The organism is Streptomyces sp. NPDC048734 (assembly GCF_043198675.1).
In the GTDB taxonomy this organism is placed as follows: domain Bacteria; phylum Actinomycetota; class Actinomycetes; order Streptomycetales; family Streptomycetaceae; genus Streptomyces.
This window is the reverse complement of the sequence record NZ_JBICUZ010000005.1, coordinates 126114-151393: the sequence shown is the minus strand read 5'-3', so window position 1 is coordinate 151393 and position 25280 is coordinate 126114. Positions and strand designations below refer to the sequence as shown.

Below are 25280 nucleotides of genomic sequence, written 5' to 3'. Positions count from 1 at the left end.
GCCCCCGGCCGGCCGGTCGGGTCAGCGCACGTCGACGAAGTCAGCCGTGGCGGTGGCCGCCGGGGTGGTCGAGGTGCCGGCGAAGGTGTAGCGGAAGTAGCCGTCCGCGGTCGCCTTCACGGTCGTCTTCAGGACGCCCGTCGTGCTCGTCCTGATGGTCTTGACCGTGGTGTAGGCGGTGCTGCCCTTCTTGCGGAACTGCAGCTTCACCGGCTGGGTGGAGTACCCGGCGTAGGTGTTGTTGTCCCAGTTGGCGCGGGACAGCTTGCCCGTGACGGTGAGGGTCTTGCCCTTCTTCACCGGCTCGGGGGTGGCGTCGGTGGTCAGCTTCGAGGCGCGCAGCAGCTTGGCGGTGCCGAGGTCGCCCCGCCAGGTGAGCCCGCCGCTCTCGTTGGCCGCGAGGGCGCCCAGCTTCCAGCTGCCCGCCTGGCTGTTGACCAGGTCGATGTCCTCGCTGGAAGTGGCCTTCGGGCGGAACTGGATCTTGGCCGTGCACTTCAGGACCGTCGAGGAGACCGTCGTGCAGGTGCCGGCGTCGTCGCCGCCGATGAGGTCGTCGGAGGTCAGGCCGAGCGTGGCTCCGCGGTAGAGGACCGGCACCGTCCCGAGGGCGTTCGGGTTCAGGCTCGCGGGCTTCGTCACGGTGTAGGTCGCGGTGACCGTGACCTGGGCCGTGGGGCCGACGACGACGGGCTTGCCGCCGTTGACCTTGAGGTTGGAGAAGGTGACCGCCGGACCGGCCGGCGCGGCCTGCGCGGCCGGCACGGCGAGGGCGGACAGGGCGACGGCGCCGATGACGGCGGCGACGGTGGTGGTGGCGCGTACGCGCATGCGGGTTCCTCGGAGAATCTGGAGCGGAAGGTGCGAGGGGACGGCCCGGTCCCCGCCGGGTGCGGGGCCGGGCCGTTCCCTCCGCGGTGTCAGTGGCTTCAGCGCACGTCGACGAAGTCGCCCGCGGCGCTGACGGCCGGGGTGGTCGAGGTGCCCGCGAAGCTGTAGCGGAAGTAGCCGTCCGCGGTCGCCTTCACGGTCGTCTTCAGGGCGCCCGTCGTGCTCGTCCTGATGGTCTTGACCGTGGTGTAGGCGGTGCTGCCCTTCTTGCGGAACTGCAGCTTCACCGGCTGGGTGGAGTACCCGTGGTACAGGTTGTCCTCCCAGTTCGCGCGGGACAGCTTGCCGGTGACCGTGATGGTCTTGCCCTTCTTCACCGGCTCCGGGGAGGCGTTGACGGTCAGCTTCGAGTTGCGCTGCACCAGCGTGGAGCCGAGGCCGCCCTGGTCGGCGTAGCCGTCGCCGGCGTGGTCGAGGGCGAGCCCGCCGCCCTTCCAGCTGCCGGCGTCGGAGTTCAGCAGTTCGCCGTCGGCCGGGTAGACGTCGATGTTGCCCTTGCAGGTGGCGGTGGTCGCCGAGGTGTCGGTGCAGGTGGCCGGGTAGTTGCCGAACAGCATGTTGTCCGGGTCGGCGAACGCGCCCTTGTAGATGTACGGGCCGGTGACGAAGTCCTCGGCGTGGATGTCCACCTCGGCGCCGTGCGTCAGCTTGTAGGTGACCGTGGTGGCGACGTGGCCGGTGGTGCCGACCTTGACCGCGGCGGCGATCTTGAAGTTGGAGAAGGACACGTTCAGGTCGCCGTCGACGGCGGTGGTGAACGCGGACCTGCCGGAGGCGCCGTGTGCGGCGGCGAAGGCCTCGGCGGCCCTCTCGCGGTAGGAGGGGCCGTCGGCCTGCGCGGCCGGCACGGCGAGGGCGGACAGGGCCAGGGCGCCGGAAACGGCGGCCACAGTGGCGCGGATGCGCATGCATTCCCCTGGGAGGAGAGAGGGTCCTGGCCGGCGGTGTTCCTCACGGATCGCCATCGCGCAGGACCCAGGTGATCACGGAGCCTGTTGGCTCACATGATCAGATGCACGACGGATGTGAAGGGTTGTACGAAAGTGATGGAGATTTTCGTACGGCCGTCCGGACGCCGGGATCCGGGCACGCGGACGGATCCGCCCGGGTGCCCCGGTGGATCCGGGGCACCCCGCTCGTGCGGGCGATCGCTCAGTCGAACCAGCGGTCCCGTGCCAACTCGCCCGTCCTGGAAGGGTCTTCCAGCAGGGCGGCCACTTCGAAGCGGCGGGGCCACTGGCCGGCCGCCCAGGCCAGGCCGGCGGCGACGCCCTCCAGGGTGGCGGCGTGCAGAACGCCGTCGCCGGTCAGGCGCCAGTCGATCTCCACGCCGTCGACGACGAGTTCCTCGTGTTCGACGTAGGCGGCGGGGGTGCGCGGGCCGAGGAGGGTGCGCACCGGTTCCGGGACGTCGTGCTCGGTGCCCTCGGAGTGGATCTCGCCCGTCACGGACTCGCTGAGGCGCCGGACCTGGAACAGCTCGGCCAGCTCCGCCGCCCGCGCGGGCCGTACGGGGAGCAGCGGGACGCCCGCCGTGAAGGGCAGCAGGTCGGGGGAGTCGACGACGACCGCGTCGGCCGCGTCGACGACCTCGACCCGGCCGTCGACGACCGCCCTCAACTCGTCTGGCAGGGTCACCTGTTCCGGGTCCAGCTCGGCCAGCGCGCTGTAGAGACCGTGCAGTTGGGCGGCGCCCACCGGGCGGTCCGGGTCCGCGAGCCGGTCGAGCAGTTCGGCCGCGCCGCCCGGCTCGTCGAGAAGGGCGGCCACGGACGTCCGTACGCCCAGGGCCCGCAGCACCTGCTCGTCGTCGAAGCCGGTCGCGTCGGCCTGGTCGTACAGGCCGTGCAGGAGGGGGTCGCCGCCGGCCGCGAGCAGGCCCGCCGGGCGGCGGCCGTCGAGGACGGGGTGGCCGCGCAACCACCAGGCGGTGTACGGGCGTACGACCTCGTGGGTGCCGTCCGGGAGGAGGATCCGTACCGGCTGGGTGAGGGCGTCGCGCAGGGGCGGCCGGGCGAGCAGGGCGAGGGCCTGCGGCCAGTGGTCGTCGTCGACGAGGTCGAGGTCGCGGACGGCGACCAGCTCGGTGGCGACCGGCGGGACGGGCGCGTCGGGGAAGCGGTCGAGGATGTCCTCGCACCACACGTCCACGGCGTCCAGCAGTCCCGCGTCGTCGGGTTCGGCGAAGTCGCCCTCGCGGGGCTCCAGTTCGTCCGGGTCGAGGACGACGTCCGTGGCCCGCACGAGCGCGAAGTCCGCGAGGACGCCGCAGGCGGCGAGCGGCTGCTCGCCCCACTTCTCGGCCAGCTCCGGGTCGACGGAGGCGAGTTCGCCCTCGCGAACGACCTGCGCGAACGGGCTGCCGGGCAGGACGAGTTCGCCGGCCGGGGCGAGCTCGCCCTCCTCGTCGGGCAGCGCCAGGGCGCCCAGCCAGGGCTCCTCGCCGGGTTCCAGGTCCGCGTCGCGCACCAGCGCGAGGACGGCGTCGGCCAGTTCCTCGGCGTCCGGGGTGTCCTGGTCGTCCCAGGCCCCGCGGTCGTCGTCCAGGGACGCGGCCACGGCGGCCCGCACCTGCGGGGTGGTCAGGACCGCGCGCGGGGTCGCGGGCAGCGCCCCCAGCTTCTCCAGCAGCGGATGCGCGGCATCGGGGTGGGCCACCTTGAGACCGAGGCGGGCGAGGACCTCGGTGTCGAGCCGGGCCGTGTCCGGGGTGGGCAGCAGCACCTGGCGGGGGCCGATCGTCGTCCGGCCGTCGGCGAGGGGCACCGGCAGCCCGGAGAGGCGCTCGGGGTCCACTCCGGCGAGGCTCTCGTAGAGCCGGTGCCACCACTGCGGGTCCTTCTCCAGCCCGGCCAGCCGGTCGACGGCGTCGGCCAGCGGGACCCGCGCCACCCCGAGCGTGCGCAGCTCCACCCGGCGCTCCAGCCCGGCCGGCAGCAGCGTCGGCAGCACTTCGGCGAGCACCCGTACGGTGTCGGCGCCCGCGCCCTCGACGACCTCCGCGTCCCGGGGCCGCAGCGCCTCGGGCAGCTCGTCGTCGCCCTCCACCGGCTCGGCGGCGGGCGGCAGGAACGCCGTACGCGGCAGCCGCTCCAGGATCGCCTGCCGCAGGGCACCGTCCAGCTCGCCCTTGCCCAGCGGGCCCGGCACGAGGTCGATGAGCCCGGCGGTCACCGGGCGCCAGCCGGCCAGCAGTGCGGCGTACGCGTCCGCCGCCCGCCGCACGAGGTGGTCGGTGAGCGGGCCGGGCGCCGCGTGCCGCCGGGTGGTGTCGAGGGGGAAGGAGGCGATCAGCAGCGCGGGCACGCCGAGCGGCTCGTCGCTGGGGGTGGGCGCGTGCACGACGGGGCTGGTGCGGGGCCGGGCCGGGGACCCGTCCGCGTCGACCGGCACGGCCCAGGTCAACGACCAGTGGGGCCGCAGCCGCTCCTCCACCGGCCGGTCGGCGAGCAGGTCGGGCGTGAGGGGCCCGTGCGCGGCGGCGATCCGCCACCGGGTCGTGCCCTCCCGCGTGTCCGACACGACCGTGAGGTCGCCGTCGGTGTCCCGGCGCAGGACGCGGGGGGCCGCGTCGCCGACCTCGATCACGACCTCCTCCAGGCCCGGCAGGGCGAGGACGAGGGCGTCGTCGACGGCGGTGAGCAGCCGTTCCGCGAGATCGGCGGCGGCGGCGGTGTCGCGCAGCGGCAGGATGACGGCCGTGTCGTAGGGCTCGGGGGCGGTGCCCTCGGCGGCGAAGGGCAGCCGCAGCAGCGGCACATGGCCCTCGCGGCGGCGGATCTCGTCGCCCAGGCCGGGACTGTGACGGGCGGTCTCGGAGGCCAGCACGCGGGCCTCCGCCAGGGACCAGCGGACCCCGCCGTGCCGGCCGATCACGGCGGGCTCGTCGGTGACGGCGAGAACGGCGGCGAAGCCGACGCCGAAGCGGCCGACCGCCGACCGGTGGGCCTCGCGTTTCGCGGAGGCGCGCAGGGTGGAGAGCGACTCGACGCCGGCCGCGTCCAGCGGGGCGCCGGTGTTCGCGGCGACCAGCACGCCCTCGCGCAGGGTGAGGCGCAGCCGGCCGGGCACACCGGCGCGGGCGGCCGCGTCGGCGGCGTTCTGCGCCAACTCGACGACGAGGCGGTCCCGGTAGCCGCCGAGGACCAGATCCTCCTCGGCGTTCGCGTCCTCCCGGAAACGGGCGGGACTCGTGGCCCAGGCGTCCAGCACTCCGCGCCGCAGTCGGGCCGTTCCGAACGGATCTGCCCCTTCGGCCGCGGGCCGCACGAACTTGCTCACGTCGGTTCACTCTCCTCATCGCCGTGAGCTCGAAGGTACCGCGCTGCGGCTCCGCCGGTTTCGCATCGTGGAGGCCGTCCCCCTCCGGTCCCGCCCGGAGGGCTCCGCCCCCTGGCCCCCCGACCTGTGCCCACCCACCACCCGACCCGGTGAGCCGAAAGGCGACGCTCGGGTGTCCCGGCCCGTCCGGCGTTCCGAGGACGGGCCGTCCGGACCGGAAGCGGGGACCGGGGCGGGGGCCCCGGGATCCGGCCGCCCTCCCGGCTCGGCCCCTGCGGCCCAGGGTCCTTCGTCTGGATCGGGCCGGATCAGGGAGCGCGGTCCGGTGCCGGGGGCACCTCCCACGCCTTTCGGGCAGTGGGGGAGCCTCGCGAGGCGGAGGAGGGAGCCGGGGCGGAGGGAGCCGGGGCGGAGCCCTGGCGACCGACGACAACGCGGCGAGGAGCGGCACCAGACCCCCGCGAGCCCGGCATGATCCGAACGACAGGCCCTAGGAGTGGCCCAGCTCCGCCGACTCCTCGTCCGTCACCACCGGTACCGAACCGGAGTCCGGGGCCGGCCGCAGCGGGAAGGGGTCCACCCGGTTCTCGTCGATCACCGGCAGGGCCGGCCGGGGCGGCTTCGGCATGACCGCCGCCTCCGAGTGCCCGCCGCAGCCGTACGCCAGCGACACCACGCGCCCGTCGGCCGGGGAGAACTCGTTGGCGCAGACCCCGAAGGCCTGCCCGAGGGAGCCGCCGATCGGCGTGAGGAAGCCGCAGCTGACGCAGGACGCCGGCGCCGCCTGCGCCATCGGGGTCTTGGCCCCGAACGCCTCCTCCCAGCGGTCGGCGGCGGTGTGCAGGCCGTAGCGCGACAGCACGCGCGCCCGGCGCATCCCCAGCTCCTCGGCCACCGCGGGGATGGAGCCGCGGGACGGGACGGCCGGCAGCCGCGCGGGCGGCGCCGCCGTCACCTCGGCGTCCTCGGCCTCCGCCAGCTCCGCCATCTCCTCCGAGACGGGCGAGCTGGACAGCGGGGCGTCCTCGCCGGTGTAGCCGGGTTCCAGACGCAGGTCGTCCGCGTCCGTGGGCAGGAGGTCACCGGGGCCCATGTCGCCGGGGCGCAGGCGTTCGCTCCACGGGACCCACTCCGGGGCCAGCACCGCGTCCGGGCCGGGCAGCAGCACCACCTCGTCCAGGGTCACGATCTTCGCCCGCGAGGCCCGCGCGACGGTCACCGCCCAGCGCCAGCCCCGGTAGCCGAGCTCCCTGCACTCGAAGAAGTGCGTCACCACCCGGTCGCCCTCGGAGAGGACCCCTACGTGCTCCCCGACCACGCCGGGCGCGGCGGCCTCCTCTGCGGCCGCGCGGGCGAGGTCGACGGCCTCGGCGCACAGGCGGTCGGGGGTGCGGCTTCGCGTGGTCGCTGCGCTCACAGGTATCGCTTCTCTCCTACGCCGTCACTCGGGTGCGGTTGCCACCGGCGGCGGAGCGGACGGAGCGGACCAGTGGGCCGCGTCGACGTCCGCGTCCGATCGCGCTCGGGCGCACCTGTGCCATCCATTGTGGGGGATGGCTGAGATACGCACGCTACCTGTTCGCGGCCGCTCATCCCACACCGACGGTGCTTCTACGGCACTCCGCGCCGAGTTTCCGCGCACTCGTCCCCCTGCCGGCCCCGCCCAGGCCCCCGGCGCCGGCCCGGACCCGGCCCCTGGGCACGCCGTGCGCGAACCGTCCGCGAAACCGACCACGAAATCGACCGCGAACCGGAAAGTGCGCGCCCATACGTGCGGTAACCGCGCTACATCCCGGTTTCTCGGGGCACTATGGCGGAGTGGCAGCCGCGAGGACACCCCAGGGCGCCACCGGGACCGGTGGGGCGAAGGGCTACAAGGGGAGGGACCGGGTGAGCGGTTCGGGCCGGGTGAACGGGTCCGTCCGCGCGATCGGCCGTGCCCTGCACCTGCCGTTCACCGGAACCGTCCGTGGCATCCGCAAGGCCACGCACGCCCACGGCGCGGGCGAGTCCGGTCTCGGCAAACTGATCGAACTGCATGCCGTGAACGGCGCGGGCGACGTGATGATCACCATCGCGCTCGCCTCGACCGTGTTCTTCTCGGTCCCCACCGACGAGGCCCGCGGCCGGGTGGCGCTCTACCTGGCCATCACGATGGCCCCGTTCACGCTCCTCGCCCCGGTGATCGGCCCCCTCCTCGACAAGCTGCCGCACGGCCGCCGCGCGGCGATGGCGGGCGCGATGGCCGCGCGGTCGCTCCTCGCCCTGGTGCTGTCCGGCGCCGTCGTCAGCGGCAGCCTCCAGCTGTATCCGGCGGCCCTCGGCGTGCTGGTGGCGTCGAAGGCGTACGGCGTGGTCAGGAGCGCCGTCGTGCCGCGCCTGCTGCCACCGAACTTCTCGCTGGTCAAGGCCAACTCCCGGGTCACCCTGGGCGGCCTCCTGGCCACCGGTGTGGCCGCTCCGGTGGGCGGGGCCCTCCAGCTCCTCGGCCCGCGCTACCCGCTCTACGGCGCCTTCGTGATCTTCGTCGCGGGCACGTTCCTGTCCTTCTCGCTGCCCCCGAAGGTGGACTCGGCCAAGGGGGAGGACCGGGCGCTGCTCGCGGCCGACGAGGAGCACCTGCACGGCCCGCACCTCCGCCCGGTCAAGCGCCCCGGTCTGCGGACGGTCGGCAGCGCGGTCACCCACGCCCTGGGCGCCAACGCGTCCCTGCGCTGGCTGTCCGGGTTCCTGACGTTCTTCCTGGCGTTCCTGTTGCGCGAGCACCCGCTGACCGGGCAGGGCGCGGCGGTGTCGCTGGGCATCGTGGCCGTCTCGGCGGGCGTCGGCAACGCGCTGGGCACCTCCGTGGGCGCGGCCCTGCGCTCACGCGCCCCGGAACTGATCATCGTGACCGTGGTCGCGGTCGTGCTGGGCGCGGCGATCACGGCGGCGGTCTTCTTCGGGGCGTTCCTGGTGGCCTGCCTGGCGGCCGTCGCAGGCTTCTCGCAGGCGCTGTCCAAGCTGTCCCTGGACGCGCTGATCCAGCGGGACGTGCCCGAACTGGTGCGCACCTCGGCGTTCGCCCGCTCGGAGACGCTGTTGCAGATGTCGTGGGTGGTCGGGGGCGCGGTCGGCATCGTGATGCCGCTGAACGGCACCCTGGGGCTGTCCGTGGCCGCCCTGGTCATCGCCACCGGCTGGGCGACCACCGCACGGGGCCTGATCGGCTCGGCCCGGCACAAGGGGCCGCCCCGGGCGAAGGTCGCCTGACCTCGCCCCGCCGCCCGCCCGGCCCGGCGCTCTGCCGCCCGCCCGGCACTGCGCCCCGCTTCCCGCCTCCCGCCCGGCCCGCCCGGCACGGCGCCCGCTCCGATCGGAAGTCGCCCGCCCGGGCGGGCGGGCCCGAGCCCGCGTGGCGTAACCCGCGGCCGCGCCGCACCCCACGTAGAGGGGGCGCCGGACGTGCCAGATAGCCTTCGCCCCATGACCTCGATGCGATCCGTTGTGCGACGCCGCCGCGCCGTCGCCGCCGCCGGCGCCGTTTCCGCCGGACTGCTCGTCCTGTCGGCGTGCGACAAGCCGACCCCGCTGTCCACGATCACCGTCGGCTCCTCCTCGGTCAGCTCGGAGGCCACCTGCGGCGGTGAGGACGGCGTCCTCAAGGCCGCGGAGCTGACGAAGTGCCTGGCCGACAAGGACATCAAGTCCATCACCGTCGACCCGGACGAGACCGTCCGCTTCGGCGTCGACCCGGAGGTCGCCGACCAGCGCTGGACGATCCTGATGAACGGCCAGCCGCTCACCGAGGACAGCACCAAGACCTACCGCACCATCCCGGGCAGCGTCTTCTTCAACGCCCAGTACGGCGCCCAGGGCGACTCGACCCTGGTCTCCATCAAGGCGGGCGACGGCAAGAAGGACAGCCAGGCGGTCACCGGCCTGTGGTCGTTCAAGCTGAAGAAGGACGACTGACCACGTCCTCCGCCCGCGTCCTCGTGGCCACCGCGGTCCCCGCCGAACGGGACGCGGTGGCACGGGCCCTGCCGGAGCCCGGCCGCCCGGTGCACAGGCCGGGTGCGGCCCTGCACCGCACCGGCGCGGCGTACGACCTCCTCGCGGCCGGTGTCGGCCCCGCCCTCGCCGCCGCGTCCGTCTCCGCCGCCCTGACCGCCGCCGCCCTGGAGAGCACGCCGTACGGCCTCGTCGTCTCGGCCGGCATCGGCGGCGGGTTCCTTCCCGAGGCGCCCGTCGGCTCCCTGGTCGTCGCCGACGAGATCACCGCCGCCGACCTGGGCGCGGAGACCGCCGAAGGCTTCCTGCCGGTGACCGAGCTGGGCTTCGGCACCGTCACCCACCACCCGCCCGCCGCCCTGGTCCGGTCGGCCGCGGCCGCCACCGGAGCGCTCACCGGCACCGTCCTGACCGTCTCCACGGTCACCGGCACCGCCGCCCGGGCCGCCGCGCTGCGGGCCCGCCACCCGCGGGCCCTCGCCGAGGGCATGGAGGGCTTCGGCGTCGCCGAGGCCGCCGTCGCGCACGGCGTGCCCGTGCTGGAGGTCCGCGCGGTCTCCAACCCGGTGGGCCCGCGCGACCGCGCCGCCTGGCGGATCGGCGAGGCGCTGGCCGCCCTGACGACGGCCTTCGGGAAGCTCGCACCCGTCCTGGAGAGTTGGAACCCACATGACCGGTGACCCCTTGCAGATCGCGTACTCCCCCTGCCCGAACGACACCTTCGTCTTCGACGCCCTGGCCCACGGCCGCGTCCCCGGCGCGCCCGCGCTCGACGTGACGTTCGCGGACATCGACCTCACCAACGGCATGGCCGAGCGCGGCGAGCACGACGTGCTCAAGGTGTCGTACGCCGTGCTGCCGTACGTCCTCGACGACTACGCACTGCTGCCCTGCGGGGGCGCGCTGGGGCGGGGGTGCGGGCCGCTGGTGCTGACCGCGGAGGCCGGGCCCGCGGGTGCCTCGCCCGCCGCCGGCGGTGCGGGACTGACCGGCCGGACCGTGGCCGTGCCGAGCGAGCGGTCGACGGCCTACCTGCTGTTCCGGCTGTGGGCGGCGGACATGGTGCCCGGCGGGGTCGGCGAGATCGTCGTCATGCCCTTCCACGAGATCATGCCGGCCGTGCGGGACGGCAGGGTCGACGCGGGCCTGGTCATCCACGAGGCCCGCTTCACCTATCAGAACTACGGACTGCACAAACTCGCGGACATGGGCGAGCACTGGGAGTCCACCACCGGGCTGCCGATCCCGCTCGGCGCCATCATCGCGAAGCGGTCGCTCGGCGCCGCGGCCCTGACCGGCCTCGCCGACGCCGTCCGCGCCTCGGTGCGCGCCGCCTGGGACGACCCCGGGGCGTCGCGCCCGTACGTCATGGAACACGCCCAGGAAATGGACCCGGCCGTCGCCGACCGGCACATCGGGCTGTACGTCAACGAGTTCACGGCCGACCTCGGCGAGGACGGCTACGCGGCCGTACGCGGACTCCTCACGCGCGCGGCGGCCGAGGGACTGGTACCGCCCCTCGGCCCGCGGTCACTCGATTTCCCGTGAACGGGTCGACGCCTTCCGGTCACACGTCCAACTGGTCGGCGACGGCGCGCAGCAGACCCGCGATCTGCTTGCCGGAGTTCTTCTCGGGGTAACGGCCCCTCTCCAGCATCGGCGTGATGTTCTCGAGGAGGGTCGTCAAATCCTGGACGATGGAGGCGAGTTCGTCCGGCTTCTTGCGCTGGGCGGCCGCGACCGAGGGCGTCGGGTCGAGGACCACGACCGAAAGTGCCTGGTCACCGCGCTGTCCGGCCACGACGCCGAACTCCACGCGCTGGCCCGGCTTGAGCGTCTCGACTCCGGCGGGGAGGACCGAGGAATGGACGAAGACGTCACCGCCGTCGTCACGGGAGAGAAAGCCGAAGCCCTTCTCATTGTTGAACCACTTGACTTTGCCGGTGGGCACGTCTGTCCTCGTCCTCGTACTCGTCGGAAAACTGCTGGGGAAACGGCTCTTGACAGCACCGCGGCGGGTCGACCTCGACCCGCCGCCACCAAGGCTAATGGTCTTCACCCGGGTGACAAGACGTCTTCCCGGTTGTTCCTTCGCGCTGGGAACTACCCTGGTCGGGTGCGTGACAAAACCCAAACGAATTCCGCCGCTCCCGGTGACCGACTGATCCGTGCCGGTGCCATCGTGTTCTTCATCGGCGCCGTGGCCACACTGGTCACCGTGGCCCCGCTGTTCCTCGGCACGACGCCGTTTCCGACGTACATGTTCGGTCTGAGCATGCTCATGGGCGTCGGATTCCTGATCGCGGGCGCGGGAGTGTTGCAGTCCGTCGCGGCCGGGCGCCGGCAGGCGCGCGGGGCGCGGTAGCCGCCGGGGCGCGCCGTCCTCCGGGGCGCGGCAGCCTCCGGTCAGGCCGCCCCGGCTGCCAGGTGTCCGGTGAGCCAGGCCGGGAAGTGCGTCAGGTCCGCGAGGACCACGTCGGCGCCGGCCTCGCGCAGGTCGTCCGCGCCGCACGGGCCCGTCGGGACGGCCACCGACAGCGCGTCGGCGGCGCGGGCGCCGCGGACGTCCCCGACGTGGTCGCCCACGTAGACGCCGGCGCCGTGCTCGCGCAGCGCCACCGCCTTCTGCTCCGCCCACAGGTTGCCGACGACGGCGTCCGCCTCGATGCCCAGGTGCGTCAGGTGGAGCTCGGCGTTCGGCTCCCACTTCGCGGTGACCACGATCGCCCGGCCGCCCGCCGCCCGCACCGCCTCGACCGCCTCCCGTGCGCCGGGCATCGCGGACGTGCGGGTGACGGCGTACTCCGGGTAGATCTCCCGGTACAGGTCGGCCATCACCGCGACCCGCTCCGCCGGGAACCACTGCGCCATCTCGTCCTCCAGCGGCGGCCCCAGCCTCGTCACCACCAGATCCGCGTCGATGTACGTCCCACTGCGGGCGGCCAGTTCCACGTAGGCGGCGTGGATGCCCGGCCGGGAGTCGATGAGGGTCATGTCGAGATCGAACCCGACGACGGGGGCGACGGAGCGCGGGGAAGTCATGCCCCCATTCTGCCGAGCCCCCGCGGGGCCGAGGCCGGGGCCAGGGCGGGGTCGGGGTGCGTCGCGGCTCCGGCCGGGCAGTCCGGCTCCGGGCGGGCAGTCCGGCTCCGGCCGGGCAGTCCGGCTCCGGCCGGGCAGTCCGCCTCCGGCCGGGCCGGTGGGATCGTCCCGCCTTCGGCGTGCGGTCCGTCACCTGGCCCGCTGGGACCGCCACACCAGGAACGCGGCCGAGGCCAGCGCCGCGCCGCGCAGGACCCACGGCCAGGTCTGCGCCAGTGCCTCGTTCATGTGGCCCTCGGGGATCGGGGCGCCCCAGCGGCCGGTGGTGCGGCCCCAGAGCCAGCCGACGCCCGCGGCGACGGCGAGGCCGGGCAGGACCACGACCGCCCACTTGGTCTCGCGGTCGGACAACCGCCGGGAGGCGTAGGCGATGGCCCAGCCGACGAGCAGCACGATCCATTTCCCGGTCACCGCGCCCGCCACCAGGCAGGCGGCGGCCAGGAGCAGCAGCGGGTTGGTCCAGCGGCCGCCGGGCAGCGCCGGAAGGAAGCGGCGACGGCGGGCGGCGGGCTCCTGCGGGTCCGATTCCGGTACCGGCGTCGCCGGGGGCGCCTTCTCCCGCGCCGACGGGGGCGGCGGCGGCCTCAGCATGTCCGCGATCTCCACCCCGCCGACGAACCCCGGCACCTCCTCCCCCAGCCCGAACGGGGTCGCCTCCCGGCGCCACCAGTCCGGGGTCTCCCCGCCACCGCCCAGTTCGTGCGCGCCCGCGCGGTGCGGCGGCGACGGGACCTCCGGGGAGGCGGCGGGCGCGTCGGGGCGCGGCCGGGGGCGGGGCACGACGCGCCGCAGCCCTTTGGGCCGGCGTCCGGCGGCCGGCGGTTCCTGCTGCCGCTGGACGGGCACCGCGGCGGGCGGGGCCTGCGGGGCGGCGTCGCCACGGGTGCCGCCGACCGCCGAGACGACCTCGTCGGGGCTTCCGAGCCGGTCGAGGATGCGGCGGACGGCGGCCGGGCTGTCGACGGGCGCCTTGGCGCGGCGCCGGTCGATCTCGTTGCGCAGTTCGGACACGAGCCGCATGCGCGTGGCCGACGACAGCTGCCGCTGCTGAGCCACGTCGCCGACGCGGCTCAGATACTCGTAGACGACCTGATCGCTTTCGATACCCACGAAGTCCCCTCCGGGGCCGGTGCCTTGGATACCCCGCGACACGACGTTAGCGCAGCGTGGCCGCCGCCCCGCCGTTCATGGCGGCGGGCGGCGGCGGGAGTTCGGCGCCGGCGGGCGGCGGCGGTCGTCTCAGTCGCCGTACTCGCGGCGGAAGTTCCGCGGCTCCGAGGTCACCGGGGAAATGTTCGGTTCGTCCGCCACCCGCCCGGCGCGCGGGTCCCCGGGCCCGGCGCCGCCCTCTCCCCGGGCCCGCCACCCGCTACCGTGGAGCGGATGAGCAGCGACGAGAAGCCCTCGGCCCCGCGTTCCCTCGCGGAGGCGCTCCGCGCCCGGGACGACGCGTCCCTGGCCGCGCTCCTGCGCGCCCGCCCCGACCTCGTCACGCCGGTCCCCACCGACCTCACCCAGCTCGCCACCCGCGCCGGGACCCGTGCCTCGGTGCTGCGGGCCCTGGAGCGGCTGGACCGGTTCACGCTCCAGACGGCGGAGGCGCTGGCCGTGGCGGCGGAACCGGCGGCGTACGGGGAGCTGCTGGGGCTGATGGCCGGGGACGAACGGGACGCGGTCGTCGAGGCCGCCCTTCCGGGGGCGGTGGCCGTACTGCGGGAGCAGGCCCTGGTCTGGGGCGACGACGACCGGCTCCGGCTGGTCCGCACCGCCCGCGAGCTGCTCGTCCCGTCCCCGCAGCACCCCTCGCCGACCGGACTCGGCCCGTCCGTGCGGGAGGCCACCGCGGGCATGTCGCCGGGCCGGATCCAGGAGATCGTGACGGCCGCCGGGCTGCCGTCCACCCATGACCCCGTCTCCGCGGCCGGCGCGCTGGCCGGCCTGTTCGGCGACCGCCGGAAGATGGGCGCGCTGCTCGCCGGGGCTCCCGCCGAGTCCCTCGACGTGCTGGACCGGCTGGTGTGGGGACCGCCGTACGGGCAGGTCACCGCCGAGCCGGGGGCCCGGCTGCGCTGGCTGCTGGACCGGGGGCTGCTGCTGCCGACCTCGCCCGGCACGGTCGTCCTGCCGCGCGAGGTGGCCCTGCATCTGCGGGCCGGCCGCGCGCACCGCACGCCCGAGCCGGTGCCGCCCGCCGTCGAGCCGGCCGCGACGCACCGTCCGCGGGTGGTGGACGCGGCCGCGGCGGGGCAGGCGTACACCGCGCTGGCGACCGTCGAGGAGCTGCTGAAGGAGTGGGACGAGGGCGGCCCCGCGGTGCTGCGCGCGGGCGGGCTGAGCCTGCGGGACCTGAAGCGGACGGCCGTCGCCCTGGACGTGTCGGAGCCGATGGCCGCGTTCTGGGTCGAGCTGGCGTACGCCGCCGGGCTGATCGCCTCCGACGGCGAGGCCGACGAGCGGTACGCGGCCACCCCCGCCTACGACGAGTGGCTGGAGCGTCCGGCCGCCGAGCGCTGGGTCCGGCTGGCTCAGGCCTGGCTGGCGGGGACCCGGACGCCCGGGCTGGTCGGCGGGCGGGACACGAAGGAGCGGACGCTGTCGGCGCTCGGGCCGGGCCTGGACCGCTCGGCCGCGCCGGAGGTGCGCCGCCGGGTGCTGGTGCTGCTGGCCGGGCTCGCGGAGGGCACCGTGCCGACCGCCGAGTCGGTGCTCGCCCGGCTGAGCTGGGAGCGCCCCCTGCGCGGACCTCAGCGCGAGGACGACCTGCGCGCCCGGCTGGCCCGCTGGACCCTGTCGGAGGCGGAGCTGCTGGGCGTCACGGGCCGGGGGGCCCTGTCGTCCCAGGGCCGGGCCCTCCTCGGTCCGGCGGCGGCCCGGCCGGCCGGCGGGCGGGACGAGGCGGCCCCCGCGGCCGGAGGCACCGCCGGGCGGAGCGGCCACTCCCCGCGAGACGCGGACCGGTCGCGGGAGACGGACCCGTCGCGAGGCACCGAGTCCTCGCAGGTGCCGAGAGGTTTGGTGGCCGCCCGAGGCGGGGACTTCGCACCGGGCCCCGGCGACAGGCTTCCCTTCCCCCACCACACCGCGGCCCCGGACGCGACGCCCCTGGCTCCCGGCCCTCTCCCGGCCGCCGAGCAGGCCGTCGCCTCCGCCGCCGCCGTCCGGCTGCTGACGCCACTGCTTCCCGAGCCGCTGGACCACGTGCTGCTCCAGGCGGACCTGACCGCGGTGGCGCCGGGCCCGCTGCACCGGCCCCTCGCCGACATGCTGGGCGTGCTGGCCGACGTCGAGTCGAAGGGCGGGGCGACCGTCTACCGCTTCACGCCCGGTTCCGTACGCCGCGCCCTGGACGCCGGCCGTACCGCCTCCGACCTGCACGCCTTTCTCGCGGAGCACTCCCGCACGCCGGTCCCGCAGCCGTTGGCGTACCTGATCGACGACGTGGCGCGCCGGCACGGGCACCTGCGGGTGGGCGCGGCCTCGGCGTACGTCCGCTGCGACGACGACGCGATGCTGAACGAGATCCTCGCCGACAAGCGGGCCGCCGCCCTGCGGCTGCGCCGTCTCGCGCCGACCGTGCTGGCGGCCGGGGCCGACCCGGCGGCCCTCCTCGACGGGCTGCGGGCGATGGGGTTCGCGCCGGCCGCCGAGTCGGCGGAGGGCGACGTCCTGATCACCCGTGCCGACGCCCACCGCACCCCGCCCCGCACCGCCCCGGAGCCGGTGCCGGAGGGTCCGCCCGTCCCCGACGACACCCTGCTGTCGGCCGCGGTCCGGGCGATCCGCGCCGGCGACCTGGCGTCCACGGCACCCCGCAAGCCGGCCGACGACAGCGCGGCGCGGGCGCCCGGCGCGCTGCCCCGCACCTCGCCGGCGGAGACCCTCGCCACCGTGCAGGCCGCCGTCCTCACCGGCGAGGCCGTGTGGATCGGCTACGTCAACGCCGAGGGGGCCGCCAGCCAGCGCGTCATCGCCCCGGTCCGGGTGGAGGGCGGCTTCGTGACGGCGTACGACCACACGGCGGACGAGGTCAGGACGTACCCGCTGCACCGGATCACGGGAGTGGCGGAGCTGGCGGACGACGAGGCGTAGGGCCTGGCCTCCCGTCCGGATCAGGCCGGGTGGCGGCGCAGGGCCTCGGCGCCGTCGGGGACGAACGTCGGGCGTCCGGCCATGCGCCGCAGTTCGCTCCCGGTGACCCAGGCGTACCCGTCGGTCTCGGCCGGGCCGGGGGTGAGGGCGCCGGTGACGACGGCCTCGTGGACGCCTAGTCAGTACGGGCTGACCGCTCCCCGGCACGGGAACCCGAACAGGGGCCGGACCGGCGCCCGCGCGCCGAGTTCCCCGGCGCTTTCACGGGCGGCGGCCCGCTCGTAGGACTCGCCGGGCTCGACGGCTCCGCCGGTCAGCCGGTGGTGGCAGCCGGGAAGCGGGAGACGGTCTCCGGCCGCCGGTGCGCCAGGAACCGGCCGTGCGCGTCCCGGCGGACGGTGGTGGCGACGCGGTGCAGCCAGTGGCGGGCGACGGCCTCATCGCGGTCCACCACCCCGATCACCCGATCCCGTTCGTCCACCCGTTCGACCCGCTCGCCCGTGGCTGTCATGAAGGCCACTCTGGCGCACCCCGGCCCCGGTCGTGGCCGGTAGGGCACACTGGACGTTTGGCCGCGTGCCACAGCCGTGAAGGGAAGGGTGCCGCGCGTGAATGGTCCACTCATCGTCCAGTCGGACAAGACCCTGCTCCTGGAGGTCGACCACGAGCGGGCCGACGCGTGCCGTCGGGCCATCGCGCCGTTCGCGGAGCTGGAGCGGGCGCCCGAGCACATCCACACCTACCGGCTGACCCCGCTGGGCCTGTGGAACGCGCGCGCCGCCGGGCACGACGCCGAGCAGGTGGTGGACGCGCTCGTGGAGTTCAGCCGGTACCCGGTGCCGCACGCGCTGCTGGTGGACATCGCCGAGACGATGGACCGCTACGGGCGGCTGACGCTCAGCAAGCACCCCGCGCACGGTCTCGTGCTGACCACCACGGACCGGCCGGTCCTGGAGGAGATCCTGCGGTCCAAGCGGGTCGCCCCGCTGGTCGGGGCACGGATCGACCCCGACACGGTCGCCGTGCACCCCTCCGAGCGCGGGCAGATCAAGCAGACCCTGCTGAAGCTGGGCTGGCCCGCCGAGGACCTCGCGGGGTACGTCGACGGCGAGGCGCACCCGATCGAGCTGGCCGAGGACGGCTGGGCGCTGCGGCCCTACCAGAAGCAGGCCGTGGAGAACTTCTGGCACGGCGGGTCCGGGGTCGTCGTCCTGCCCTGCGGCGCCGGGAAGACACTGGTCGGGGCCGGGGCGATGGCGCAGGCCAAGTCGACCACGCTGATCCTCGTCACCAACACCGTCTCCGCCCGGCAGTGGAAGCACGAGCTGATCAAGCGGACGTCGCTGACCGAGGAGGAGATCGGCGAGTACAGCGGGACGCGCAAGGAGATCCGCCCCGTCACCATCGCCACCTACCAGGTGCTCACGACCCGGCGGAAGGGCGTCTACCCGCACCTGGAGCTGTTCGACTCCCGTGACTGGGGGCTGGTCGTCTACGACGAGGTGCACCTGCTGCCGGCGCCGGTCTTCAAGTTCACCGCCGACCTCCAGGCGCGGCGCCGGCTGGGCCTGACGGCCACGCTGGTGCGCGAGGACGGCCGCGAGTCGGACGTGTTCTCCCTCATCGGGCCGAAGCGGTTCGACGCCCCGTGGAAGGAGATCGAGGCGCAGGGCTACATCGCGCCCGCGGACTGCGTCGAGGTCCGGGTGAACCTGACGGACTCCGAGCGGCTCGCGTACGCGACCGCCGAGGCCGAGGAGAAGTACCGCTTCTGTGCCACCACCGAGACCAAGCGGAAGGTGACGGAGGCGATCGTGCGGCGGTTCGCCGGGCAGCAGATCCTCGTCATCGGGCAGTACATCGACCAGCTCGACGAGCTGGGGGAGCACCTGGACGCGCCCGTCATCAAGGGCGAGACGTCCAACGCCCAGCGCGAGAAGCTGTTCGAGTCGTTCCGGCAGGGCGAGATCAGCGTGCTGGTGGTGTCGAAGGTCGCGAACTTCTCGATCGACCTGCCGGAGGCGACGGTCGCCATCCAGGTGTCGGGCACCTTCGGCTCGCGCCAGGAGGAGGCCCAGCGGCTGGGACGGGTGCTGCGGCCGAAGGCGGACGGCCACCAGGCGCACTTCTACTCGGTCGTCGCCCGCGACACGCTCGACCAGGACTTCGCCGCCCACCGGCAGCGCTTCCTCGCCGAGCAGGGCTACGCCTACCGGATCATGGACGCGGACGAACTCCTGGCGGAGGACGCCTGAGCGGGAGCGGGTCCACGGCGCGGGCGGAGGACCCCCGGCCGCGGCCGGGGACTACGGCGCGGACGGAGACCCCGACCGGGGCGGGGACTACGGCGCGGGCAGAGACCCCGACCGGGGCGGGGACTACGGCGCGGACGGAGACCCCGACCGGGGCGGGGACTACGGCGCGGACGGAGACCCCGACCGGGGCGGGGACTACGGCGCGGGCAGAGACCCCGACCGGGGCGGGGACTACGGCGCGGGCAGGGTGAGCACCAGGAACAGCACGGTCAGCGGCGGCAGCAGCGACGCGGCGGCCAGGCAGGCGCGCAGGGCCGACCAGCGGCGCCTCCAGGGCAGGGCCCAGGCGGCGACGAAGGCGGCCAGGGTGACCGGTCCGCCGAATTCGAGGATGCCGTAGATCAGCTTCAGGGACGTGTTCAGCGCCGACGAGCAGTCGTCGGGACCGCAGCTGTCGGTCGCCATCGCCGAGATGCCGCCGAGGAACAGGGCCGCCGGTCCCAGGAAGACCAGCAGGACGGTCGCGACGAGCGGGGCCACCCAGGCATGGCGGTCCTGGTCGGCGGGGACCGGGACGGGGGTCGCGTGCGGTGCCGGATACGCGGGGTGCGGTGTCGTCATGCCCCGAGTGAACCGCCGGGCGGTGCGGGCGGGCATCGGCGCGGGTACTCAGCCGGGCGCCGCGCGTACTCAGTCGCGTGGCGGGAGCGGCGGGGGCTCCCGGCGGCGGACGCCTGCCTCCTCGCCGTACTCGCCGAGGATCACCACGTCGAAGGCCGCGCCCGCGAAGACGCGTACCGCGTGCAGGGCGTCGCCCAGGCGGTGGTGGTGGCCGCCGAAGAGGGGGGTCGCGCCGGGCGGGCGGCCCGGGGCTGGGGCTGGGGCTGGGGTGAAGGTCGCTGCGCTCATACCTCCATGGTGCGATCGCGGACATAAGGGCGGCATCGGTCTCGGGAGCCATTTCGGGTGGACTTTCCGTCCGCCCTCGGGCGGAGCGGTTCCTCCGGGGAGCGGGGCTCCGTCCCCTAGGGGACGGAGGAGAAGAAGGAAGAAGGGGAGAAGGCGGACGGCAGGCGGGCGACGGGCAGGCGGGCAGGACGGAGGCCGGGCGGAAACCCGTTGGCCCGGCAGTGCCCCGAGGTCCTAGAATCTCCGCTCTTGCCCGCCTCCCCAGGGAGCGCCGCCGCCCGGACGGAAACCGGACGGCTTTCCGCAGTCACCCCTTTCGCAGGCCCGGAGGCACCCCCTTGTCCACGCCCGTGTCCGCCGCCGACCCGCTCCTCGGTGAGCGCTCCCACCTCGCCGCCTCCCGCGCCGCGCTGCGCGCCATGCGCGAGGACGTCCAGTCCCTCGACATCAGCGACGTCACCGCCAACTGGGTCAACGCGCAGATCCTGGAGCGCCAGATCGGGGAGCGCGTCAAGGCGCTCGCCGACCTCAGCGACACCCCGCTGTTCTTCGGCCGGCTCGACTACCTGCACGCTCCGGGCGCGGACCGGGCGGAGGGGGCCGGGGGCGAGCGCTTCTACATCGGGCGCCGGCACGTCCACGACCACGACGGCGACCCGATGGTCGTCGACTGGCGCGCGCCGGTCTCGCAGCCGTTCTACCGGGCCTCCAGGAAGGACCCGCTGGACGTCGGCCTCAGGCGCCGCTTCGGCTACACCGGCGGTGACCTCACCGCCTACGAGGACGAGCACCTCTCGGACCCGGCCGAGACGGCCGGCACCAGCAAGCTGCTCCAGCGGGAGATCGAGCGGCCGCGCGTCGGTCCGATGCGGGACATCGTCGCCACCATCCAGCCCGAGCAGGACGAGATCGTCCGCAGCGGGCTGGGCGGCTCGGTGTGCGTGCAGGGCGGCCCCGGCACCGGGAAGACGGCCGTCGGCCTGCACCGGGTGGCGTACCTGCTGTACGCGCACCGCGAGCGGCTGGCCCGCACCGGCACGCTGGTCATCGGACCGAACCGGTCCTTCCTCAGTTACATCGAGCAGGTGCTCCCCGCCCTGGGCGAGCTGACGGTCCGCCAGGCGACCGTCGACGACCTCGTCGCGCGGGTGGAGGTGCGGGGCACGGACGAGGCACCCGCGGCGGTCGTCAAGGGCGACGCGAGGATGGCCGAGGTGCTGCGGCGAGCGCTGTACTCCCACGTCACCCTGCCGGCCGAGCCGGTCGTCGTCGTCCGCGGTTCGCGCCGCTGGCGGGTCCCGGCGTACGAGTTGGAGCAGATCGTCCGCGAGTTGCTCGAGCGCGACATCCGCTACGGCGCCGCCCGCGACGCCCTCCCGCAGCGCGTCGCGCACGCCGTGCTGGTGCAGATGGAGCGGGCCGGGGAGGCACCCGACGACCGGGTGCAGGACGCCGTGGCCCGCGACGGCGCCGTCAAGGCCGCCGTGAAAGCCGTCTGGCCGCCCGTCGACCCGGCGAAGCTGGTGCTGCGGCTGCTCACGGACGCGGAGTTCCTCGCGGAACACGCGGAGGGCATCCTCACCGGGGACGAGCAGAAGACGATCCTGTGGGCGAAGCCGGTGCGGTCGGTGAGGTCGGCCAGGTGGTCCGCCGCGGACGCGGTGCTGATCGACGAGGCCGGCGACCTCGTGGAGCGCACGCCCTCCCTGGGCCACGTCGTCCTCGACGAGGCGCAGGACCTGTCCCCCATGCAGTACCGCGCGGTCGGCCGCCGCTGCACCACCGGCAGCGCGACCGTCCTGGGCGATCTGGCGCAGGGCACCACGCCCTGGGCGACGCGCAGTTGGGAGGAGGCCCTCGTCCACCTCGGCAAGGCCGACGCGGTGATCGAGGAACTGACGGCAGGTTTCCGCGTCCCGACGGACGTCATCGCCTACGCCTCCCGGCTGCTGCCCCACATCGCGCCGGGCCTGACGCCGGTCGCCTCCGTCCGGGAGAACCCCGGCTCCTTCGAGATCCGCGCGGTGTCGGGCGACGGGGACGTCGTCGCCGCCTGCGAGGAGTCGCTCCGCAACGAGGGGTCGACGGGCCTCATCGCGGCCGACGCCCGCGTGCCCGCGCTGGCGAAGGCCCTCGGGGCGGCGGGGATCCCCTTCCTGGCCCCGGGCGAGGAGACCACCCGTCAGACCCGCCTGACCCTGGTCCCGGCCTCCCTGGCCAAGGGCCTGGAGTACGACCACGTCGTCCTGGACGAGCCGAGCGCGGTGGTGGACGCCGAGCCGGACGAACGGACGGGACTGCGACGCCTGTACGTGGCGCTGACCCGGGCCGTCTCGGGGCTGGTGGTCACCCACGCCACCGGCCTGCCGCCCCAACTTGCGGGCCGGTAGGGGATTTTCCGGCAGGGGCCGTCCGGGTGCCCCGGACGGCCCCTGCCCCGTCGTCTCACCCCTCGTCGAGCACCCGCCGCCACTCCCCCACGGCCTCCGCCGACACCGGCCCCCGCCAGCCGTCCGGCCGGGCCGCCCCGCCGATGTGGAACGCGTCGACACCCGCCGCCCGCAGCGCCGGCACGTGGTCGAGCCGCAGTCCTCCCCCCACCAGGACCTCCTGCTCGTACCCCTGCTCCCCGCGCCGGCCCGCCTCCGCGACCAGCACGGGCAGCCCGTCGTCGACGCCCGCGGCCGATCCGGCCGTGAGGTAGGTGTCGAGTCCGGGCAGCCCCTCGCACTGCTTGCGCAGGGCGTCCCGGTCGGCCGTGTGGTCGATGGCCCGGTGGAACGTCCACGGGCAGCCGTCCAGTTCCGCCACCACCCGCTCGACGGCGGCCAGGTCCACGCCGCCCTCCGCGTCGAGGAAGCCGAGCACGAACTGGTCCGCCCCGGCCGCCCGCAGCGCCGCGGCGGCCCGGACGAGCCGCCCGACGTCCCCGGCGGCGAACCCGTCGGTAAGACGGAGCATGACGCGCAGGTCGATGTCGACGGCGGCCCGGATCGCGGCGAAGGCCGCGGCGGACGGGGTGAGCCCGTCGGCAGCCATGTCGGTGACCACTTCGAGGCGGTCGGCGCCTCCGGCCCGGGCGGCGACCGCGTCCCGCGCGTCGAGGGCGATCACCTCCAGGACTGCACGCTTGCTCATGGGACCCCATTCGTCGACGGCTCTACAGGTCTAGTCCAATTCCAGAGTACGCCTGCGAGCCGCCGCGCTCACCCCCGCGTCCCCGGCCGGGCCGGGCGAGAATGACCGTATGGCCGACCACCCCGCACCCGACCACCCCCGCGCCGGAGACACCGCCCCGCAAGCCCTGCGCGCCCGCTTCCGCCGCACCCTCGAAGCCGCCCGCGCCCCGGCCTCCGCCGCCGGTCCCGCCGCCCCGGACCCCCTGCCCTACGCCGACGACCTCCTGGGCCGCTGGCAGGAGCCGCAGCGCCGCTACCACACGCTCACCCACCTCACCGCGGTCCTCGACCGGATCGACACGCTCCAGGAGTACGCCGACGACCCGGACGTCGTCCGCCTGGCCGCCTGGTTCCACGACGCCGTCCACCTCCCCGACCGCTCCGAGAACGAGGACCGCTCCGCCCGCCTCGCCGAACGCGCGCTCCCCGAGGCCGGACTGCCGGCGGCGAAGACCGCCGAGGTGGCCCGCCTGGTCCGGCTCACCGTCACCCACGACCCGGCCGACGACGACCGCGACGGCCAGGTGCTGTGCGACGCCGACCTCGCGATCCTCGCCGCGCCGCCGTCCGCGTACGCCGCCTACACGGCAGAGATCCGCGAGGAGTACCACTTCGTCCCCGGCGACGCCTTCCGCGAGGGCCGGGCAGACGTGCTGCGCCGTCTCCTCGGCCTGCCCCGGCTGTTCCGCACCCCGTACGGGGCGCGTGAATGGGAGGCGACGGCCCGGTACAACATGCGCGCGGAGCTGGACATGCTGTCGGTCTGAGCCCCGGCGCTCGCTACGCTGCCTGCCATGCGCGCATGGGGCGGGGATCAGGTGACGGAGGCCGTCGCGGGCAGCGTGGAGCTGCTGCGGACGGCGGTGGACCGGGACTGGACCGGTGCGCGGGCCGGCCGGCTGGAGTGGACCTGCCGGGAGACGGCGGAGCACGTGGCGGACGATCTCCTCTCCTACGCCGCCCAGTTGGCGGGCCGGGCACGGACCGCCTACGTGCCCTTCGGAATCACCCTCGACGAGGGCACCGACCAGGCGGGCGTCCTGGACGTCGTCGAGACCACCGGCGCCCTGCTCGCCGCCACCGTCCGCACCACCCCGCCCCGGGTCCGCGCCTTCCACCCCCACCCCTTCCGCAGCGCGAACCGCGAGGGCTTCGCCGCGATGGGCATCGCCGAGGTCCTCCTGCACACCCACGACATCGCCGAGGGCCTGGGGCTGGCGTACGAGCCGCCCGCCGGGCTGTGCGAGGACGTCCTCACCCGGATCTTCCCGCACGTGCGGCCGGGCCCCGAGCCCTGGCCGACCCTGCTGTGGGCCACCGGCCGCGGCGAGCTGCCCGGCCGCGCCCCGGTCACCGGCTGGCGCTGGAACAACAACCTGGTCCTGCCCGCCGGACGCCTCACCCTCGAAGGCCTCACCCCGGCGGCCGCCGCCGACCTGGTCGCGGGCGGCGACGGCGGTTTCGGCTGGCTCGGCGACGCCCCCTACGAGGGCACCCGCGAGGTCGCCGCCGGCCTGCTGAAGGCGTACGACGCCGGGGTGCACCGGCCCGAGTTCGGGGTGTTCGTCCTCGTCCGGCGGGCGGACGGCCGGGCCGTCGGCAGCCTGAGCTTCCACGGGATGCCCGACGAGGAGGGCCGCACCGAGATCGGCTACGACCTCGTGGAGCCCGCCCGCGGCCACGGCTACGCCACCGAGGCGGTCGACGCCCTCGCGAAGTGGGCGCTCGCGCGGGACGACGTACGCCTGCTGTGCGCGGCGGTGGAGGAGGCGAACACCCCCTCGCAGGCCGTACTGACCCGCGCCGGGTTCGTCCGGGCCGACGTGGCGCGGGAGTCCCTCCTGGAGGACGACACGCTACGGCTGTACACGCGCCGCGTGCAGCGGCCCTCCGGGCCACCCCGTCTCTAGGGCAGGCGGCGCCCCTTGGGCCGCCGCAGTCCGGCCGCCGTCAGCAGCCGTACCACCTCGCGGCTGCTGACCTGCACCGCGCCGGCCGCGACCACGTCGGGGTACCGGTGCGAGGGAATGTCGTAGTGGTCGCGTTCGAACGCCCGCCGGGGCACGCCCAACTTGTCGGCGAACGCATGCAGTTCGTCGAAGGACACGTCGCTGACGAGGTGGGACCACAGCCGTCCGTGGCCGGGCCAGTCCGGCGGGTCGACGTAGATCGTCACGCGCGCCTCACGAGGCCCGGCCGGACGCCGACCCCAGCGCCCCGACCGCCGCGACCCTCACCCCCGCCCGGTGGCACACCCAGTGCGGGTCGGGCCCGAGTTCGGGCTCGACCTCCAGCGCGTGCGGGTCGCCCGAGCCGCACACCGGGCAGATCGGCCAGCGGCCGTGGCGCTCCAGCAGGGCGTCCTGCACGTCCTGCGCCACCAGTCCGGCCACGAAGGCCACGCCGTCCGGCCACTGCTCCACCCACCAGCGCCGCTGCGTCACGGACTCCTCGACCAGGGACACCACGTCCGCCGCGGCCACCTCGCCCGAGGCCAGGTCGGCGAGGACGAGGGCGCGCGCGGCGTGCAACGCCTGTTCCAGTGGGCTGATGCGGGAAGGGGAGGGGTCCATGCATCCAT

Annotated in this window: 22 protein-coding genes and 1 pseudogene; 10 read left to right on the top strand and 13 right to left on the bottom strand. The window is 75.0% G+C overall.

Translation table 11 applies throughout. The features are described 5' to 3' along the window. Positions 1–21: 21 nt before the first annotated feature. The 4 genes from ACGFQC_RS15630 to ACGFQC_RS15615 form a co-directional block, all read right to left on the bottom strand. Positions 22–831 carry a hypothetical protein gene (locus tag ACGFQC_RS15630; RefSeq protein WP_363086783.1) on the bottom strand — a complete coding sequence of 270 codons (810 nt, stop codon included), beginning with the start codon at positions 829–831 and terminating at the stop codon, positions 22–24. A 98-nt stretch (positions 832–929) separates the two neighbouring features. Further along, on the bottom strand, positions 930–1799 hold the full coding sequence (locus tag ACGFQC_RS15625; protein WP_363086784.1) for a hypothetical protein: 870 nt from the start codon (positions 1797–1799) through the stop codon (positions 930–932). 244 nt (positions 1800–2043) lie between these two features. Next, positions 2044–5172, bottom strand: coding sequence for a sacsin N-terminal ATP-binding-like domain-containing protein (locus ACGFQC_RS15620; RefSeq protein ID WP_363086785.1), 3129 nt, complete (start codon positions 5170–5172; stop codon positions 2044–2046). A 490-nt stretch (positions 5173–5662) separates the two neighbouring features. Continuing rightward, a complete protein-coding gene (locus ACGFQC_RS15615; protein ID WP_363086786.1) occupies positions 5663–6589 on the bottom strand; it encodes a DUF3027 domain-containing protein in 927 nt (308 codons plus the stop codon). 401 nt (positions 6590–6990) lie between these two features. On the opposite strand from ACGFQC_RS15615, the gene ACGFQC_RS15610 reads away from it, so the two are divergent. The 4 genes from ACGFQC_RS15610 to ACGFQC_RS15595 all read left to right on the top strand — a co-directional run bounded on the left by ACGFQC_RS15610 (position 6991) and on the right by ACGFQC_RS15595 (position 10713). Beyond that, positions 6991–8424, top strand: a complete 1434-nt coding sequence (locus ACGFQC_RS15610) for an MFS transporter (RefSeq protein WP_363086787.1) — start codon at positions 6991–6993, stop codon at positions 8422–8424. A gap of 222 nt (positions 8425–8646) precedes the next feature. After that, a complete protein-coding gene (locus ACGFQC_RS15605; protein WP_382785471.1) occupies positions 8647–9126 on the top strand; it encodes a DUF2771 domain-containing protein in 480 nt (159 codons plus the stop codon). After that, positions 9096–9845, top strand: a complete 750-nt coding sequence (locus tag ACGFQC_RS15600) for a futalosine hydrolase (protein ID WP_363086789.1) — start codon at positions 9096–9098, stop codon at positions 9843–9845. The genes ACGFQC_RS15605 and ACGFQC_RS15600 overlap by 31 nt, the downstream gene beginning before the upstream one ends. Beyond that, positions 9835–10713, top strand: coding sequence for a 1,4-dihydroxy-6-naphthoate synthase (locus ACGFQC_RS15595; RefSeq protein ID WP_363086790.1), 879 nt, complete (start codon positions 9835–9837; stop codon positions 10711–10713). The genes ACGFQC_RS15600 and ACGFQC_RS15595 overlap by 11 nt, the downstream gene beginning before the upstream one ends. A 19-nt stretch (positions 10714–10732) precedes the next feature. Here ACGFQC_RS15595 and ACGFQC_RS15590 read toward each other — a convergent pair whose 3' ends face one another. Next, complete coding sequence (locus tag ACGFQC_RS15590) at positions 10733–11116, bottom strand: cold-shock protein (protein WP_363086791.1); 384 nt, start codon at positions 11114–11116, stop codon at positions 10733–10735. A gap of 165 nt (positions 11117–11281) precedes the next feature. Between ACGFQC_RS15590 and ACGFQC_RS15585 the strand changes: the two genes are divergently transcribed. After that, entirely contained in the window at positions 11282–11530 is a 249-nt protein-coding gene (locus ACGFQC_RS15585) for a hypothetical protein (RefSeq protein WP_363086792.1), read from the top strand. Between the two features lie 41 nt (positions 11531–11571). Here ACGFQC_RS15585 and ACGFQC_RS15580 read toward each other — a convergent pair whose 3' ends face one another. Then, on the bottom strand, positions 11572–12207 hold the full coding sequence (locus tag ACGFQC_RS15580; protein ID WP_363086793.1) for a haloacid dehalogenase-like hydrolase: 636 nt from the start codon (positions 12205–12207) through the stop codon (positions 11572–11574). A gap of 189 nt (positions 12208–12396) precedes the next feature. Further along, a complete protein-coding gene (locus ACGFQC_RS15575) occupies positions 12397–13377 on the bottom strand; it encodes a hypothetical protein (RefSeq protein ID WP_363086794.1) in 981 nt (326 codons plus the stop codon). Positions 13378–13650: 273 nt separating this feature from the next. Between ACGFQC_RS15575 and ACGFQC_RS15570 the strand changes: the two genes are divergently transcribed. Further along, positions 13651–16356: a helicase-associated domain-containing protein gene (locus ACGFQC_RS15570; RefSeq protein ID WP_363086795.1), complete on the top strand. Its 2706-nt coding sequence runs from the start codon at positions 13651–13653 to the stop codon at positions 16354–16356. A 20-nt stretch (positions 16357–16376) separates the two neighbouring features. Here the strand turns inward: ACGFQC_RS15570 and ACGFQC_RS15565 are convergent. Beyond that, positions 16377–16867: pseudogene (locus ACGFQC_RS15565) on the bottom strand (NUDIX domain-containing protein). Between the two features lie 97 nt (positions 16868–16964). On the opposite strand from ACGFQC_RS15565, the gene ACGFQC_RS15560 reads away from it, so the two are divergent. Next, complete coding sequence (locus ACGFQC_RS15560; protein ID WP_363086796.1) at positions 16965–18611, top strand: DNA repair helicase XPB; 1647 nt, start codon at positions 16965–16967, stop codon at positions 18609–18611. Positions 18612–18842: 231 nt separating this feature from the next. Here ACGFQC_RS15560 and ACGFQC_RS15555 read toward each other — a convergent pair whose 3' ends face one another. Both ACGFQC_RS15555 and ACGFQC_RS15550 read right to left on the bottom strand, forming a co-directional pair. Beyond that, the gene (locus ACGFQC_RS15555; RefSeq protein ID WP_363086797.1) at positions 18843–19232 is read right to left on the bottom strand and encodes a hypothetical protein; all 390 of its coding nucleotides are present in this window, start codon (positions 19230–19232) and stop codon (positions 18843–18845) included. 69 nt (positions 19233–19301) lie between these two features. After that, positions 19302–19520: a hypothetical protein gene (locus ACGFQC_RS15550; RefSeq protein WP_363086798.1), complete on the bottom strand. Its 219-nt coding sequence runs from the start codon at positions 19518–19520 to the stop codon at positions 19302–19304. Between the two features lie 338 nt (positions 19521–19858). Here ACGFQC_RS15550 and ACGFQC_RS15545 point away from each other — a divergent pair, with 338 nt between their 5' ends. Then, positions 19859–21910, top strand: coding sequence for an ATP-binding domain-containing protein (locus tag ACGFQC_RS15545; protein WP_363086799.1), 2052 nt, complete (start codon positions 19859–19861; stop codon positions 21908–21910). Between the two features lie 55 nt (positions 21911–21965). Here the strand turns inward: ACGFQC_RS15545 and ACGFQC_RS15540 are convergent, their stop codons facing one another. After that, positions 21966–22658, bottom strand: a complete 693-nt coding sequence (locus ACGFQC_RS15540; RefSeq protein WP_363086800.1) for a copper homeostasis protein CutC — start codon at positions 22656–22658, stop codon at positions 21966–21968. Positions 22659–22767: 109 nt separating this feature from the next. Between ACGFQC_RS15540 and ACGFQC_RS15535 the strand changes: the two genes are divergently transcribed. Together ACGFQC_RS15535 and ACGFQC_RS15530 are read left to right on the top strand one after the other, a co-directional pair. Then, positions 22768–23466 carry a hypothetical protein gene (locus ACGFQC_RS15535; RefSeq protein ID WP_363086801.1) on the top strand — a complete coding sequence of 233 codons (699 nt, stop codon included), beginning with the start codon at positions 22768–22770 and terminating at the stop codon, positions 23464–23466. A 27-nt stretch (positions 23467–23493) separates the two neighbouring features. Next, entirely contained in the window at positions 23494–24609 is a 1116-nt protein-coding gene (locus ACGFQC_RS15530; protein WP_363086802.1) for a GNAT family N-acetyltransferase, read from the top strand. Here ACGFQC_RS15530 and ACGFQC_RS15525 read toward each other — a convergent pair. Together ACGFQC_RS15525 and ACGFQC_RS15520 are read right to left on the bottom strand one after the other, a co-directional pair. Next, positions 24606–24875 carry a DUF4031 domain-containing protein gene (locus ACGFQC_RS15525; RefSeq protein ID WP_363086803.1) on the bottom strand — a complete coding sequence of 90 codons (270 nt, stop codon included), beginning with the start codon at positions 24873–24875 and terminating at the stop codon, positions 24606–24608. The genes ACGFQC_RS15530 and ACGFQC_RS15525 overlap by 4 nt on opposite strands. Before the next feature lie 7 nt (positions 24876–24882). Then, a complete protein-coding gene (locus tag ACGFQC_RS15520; protein ID WP_363086804.1) occupies positions 24883–25272 on the bottom strand; it encodes a hypothetical protein in 390 nt (129 codons plus the stop codon). Positions 25273–25280 lie beyond the last annotated feature (8 nt).

What these genes read in the sequence shown, in the direction of transcription:
- ACGFQC_RS15630 (WP_363086783.1), bottom strand. Translation starts at nt 831, where the DNA reads ATGCGCGTACGCGCCACCACCACCGTCGCCGCCGTCATCGGCGCCGTC.
- ACGFQC_RS15625 (WP_363086784.1), bottom strand. Translation starts at nt 1,799, where the DNA reads ATGCGCATCCGCGCCACTGTGGCCGCCGTTTCCGGCGCCCTGGCCCTG.
- ACGFQC_RS15605 (WP_382785471.1), top strand. Translation starts at nt 8,647, where the DNA reads ATGCGATCCGTTGTGCGACGCCGCCGCGCCGTCGCCGCCGCCGGCGCC.
- ACGFQC_RS15595 (WP_363086790.1), top strand. Translation starts at nt 9,835, where the DNA reads ATGACCGGTGACCCCTTGCAGATCGCGTACTCCCCCTGCCCGAACGAC.
- ACGFQC_RS15580 (WP_363086793.1), bottom strand. Translation starts at nt 12,207, where the DNA reads ATGACTTCCCCGCGCTCCGTCGCCCCCGTCGTCGGGTTCGATCTCGAC.
- ACGFQC_RS15570 (WP_363086795.1), top strand. Translation starts at nt 13,651, where the DNA reads ATGAGCAGCGACGAGAAGCCCTCGGCCCCGCGTTCCCTCGCGGAGGCG.
- ACGFQC_RS15555 (WP_363086797.1), bottom strand. Translation starts at nt 19,232, where the DNA reads ATGACGACACCGCACCCCGCGTATCCGGCACCGCACGCGACCCCCGTC.
- ACGFQC_RS15550 (WP_363086798.1), bottom strand. Translation starts at nt 19,520, where the DNA reads ATGAGCGCAGCGACCTTCACCCCAGCCCCAGCCCCAGCCCCGGGCCGC.
- ACGFQC_RS15540 (WP_363086800.1), bottom strand. Translation starts at nt 22,658, where the DNA reads ATGAGCAAGCGTGCAGTCCTGGAGGTGATCGCCCTCGACGCGCGGGAC.
- ACGFQC_RS15535 (WP_363086801.1), top strand. Translation starts at nt 22,768, where the DNA reads ATGGCCGACCACCCCGCACCCGACCACCCCCGCGCCGGAGACACCGCC.
- ACGFQC_RS15530 (WP_363086802.1), top strand. Translation starts at nt 23,494, where the DNA reads ATGCGCGCATGGGGCGGGGATCAGGTGACGGAGGCCGTCGCGGGCAGC.
- ACGFQC_RS15520 (WP_363086804.1), bottom strand. Translation starts at nt 25,272, where the DNA reads ATGGACCCCTCCCCTTCCCGCATCAGCCCACTGGAACAGGCGTTGCAC.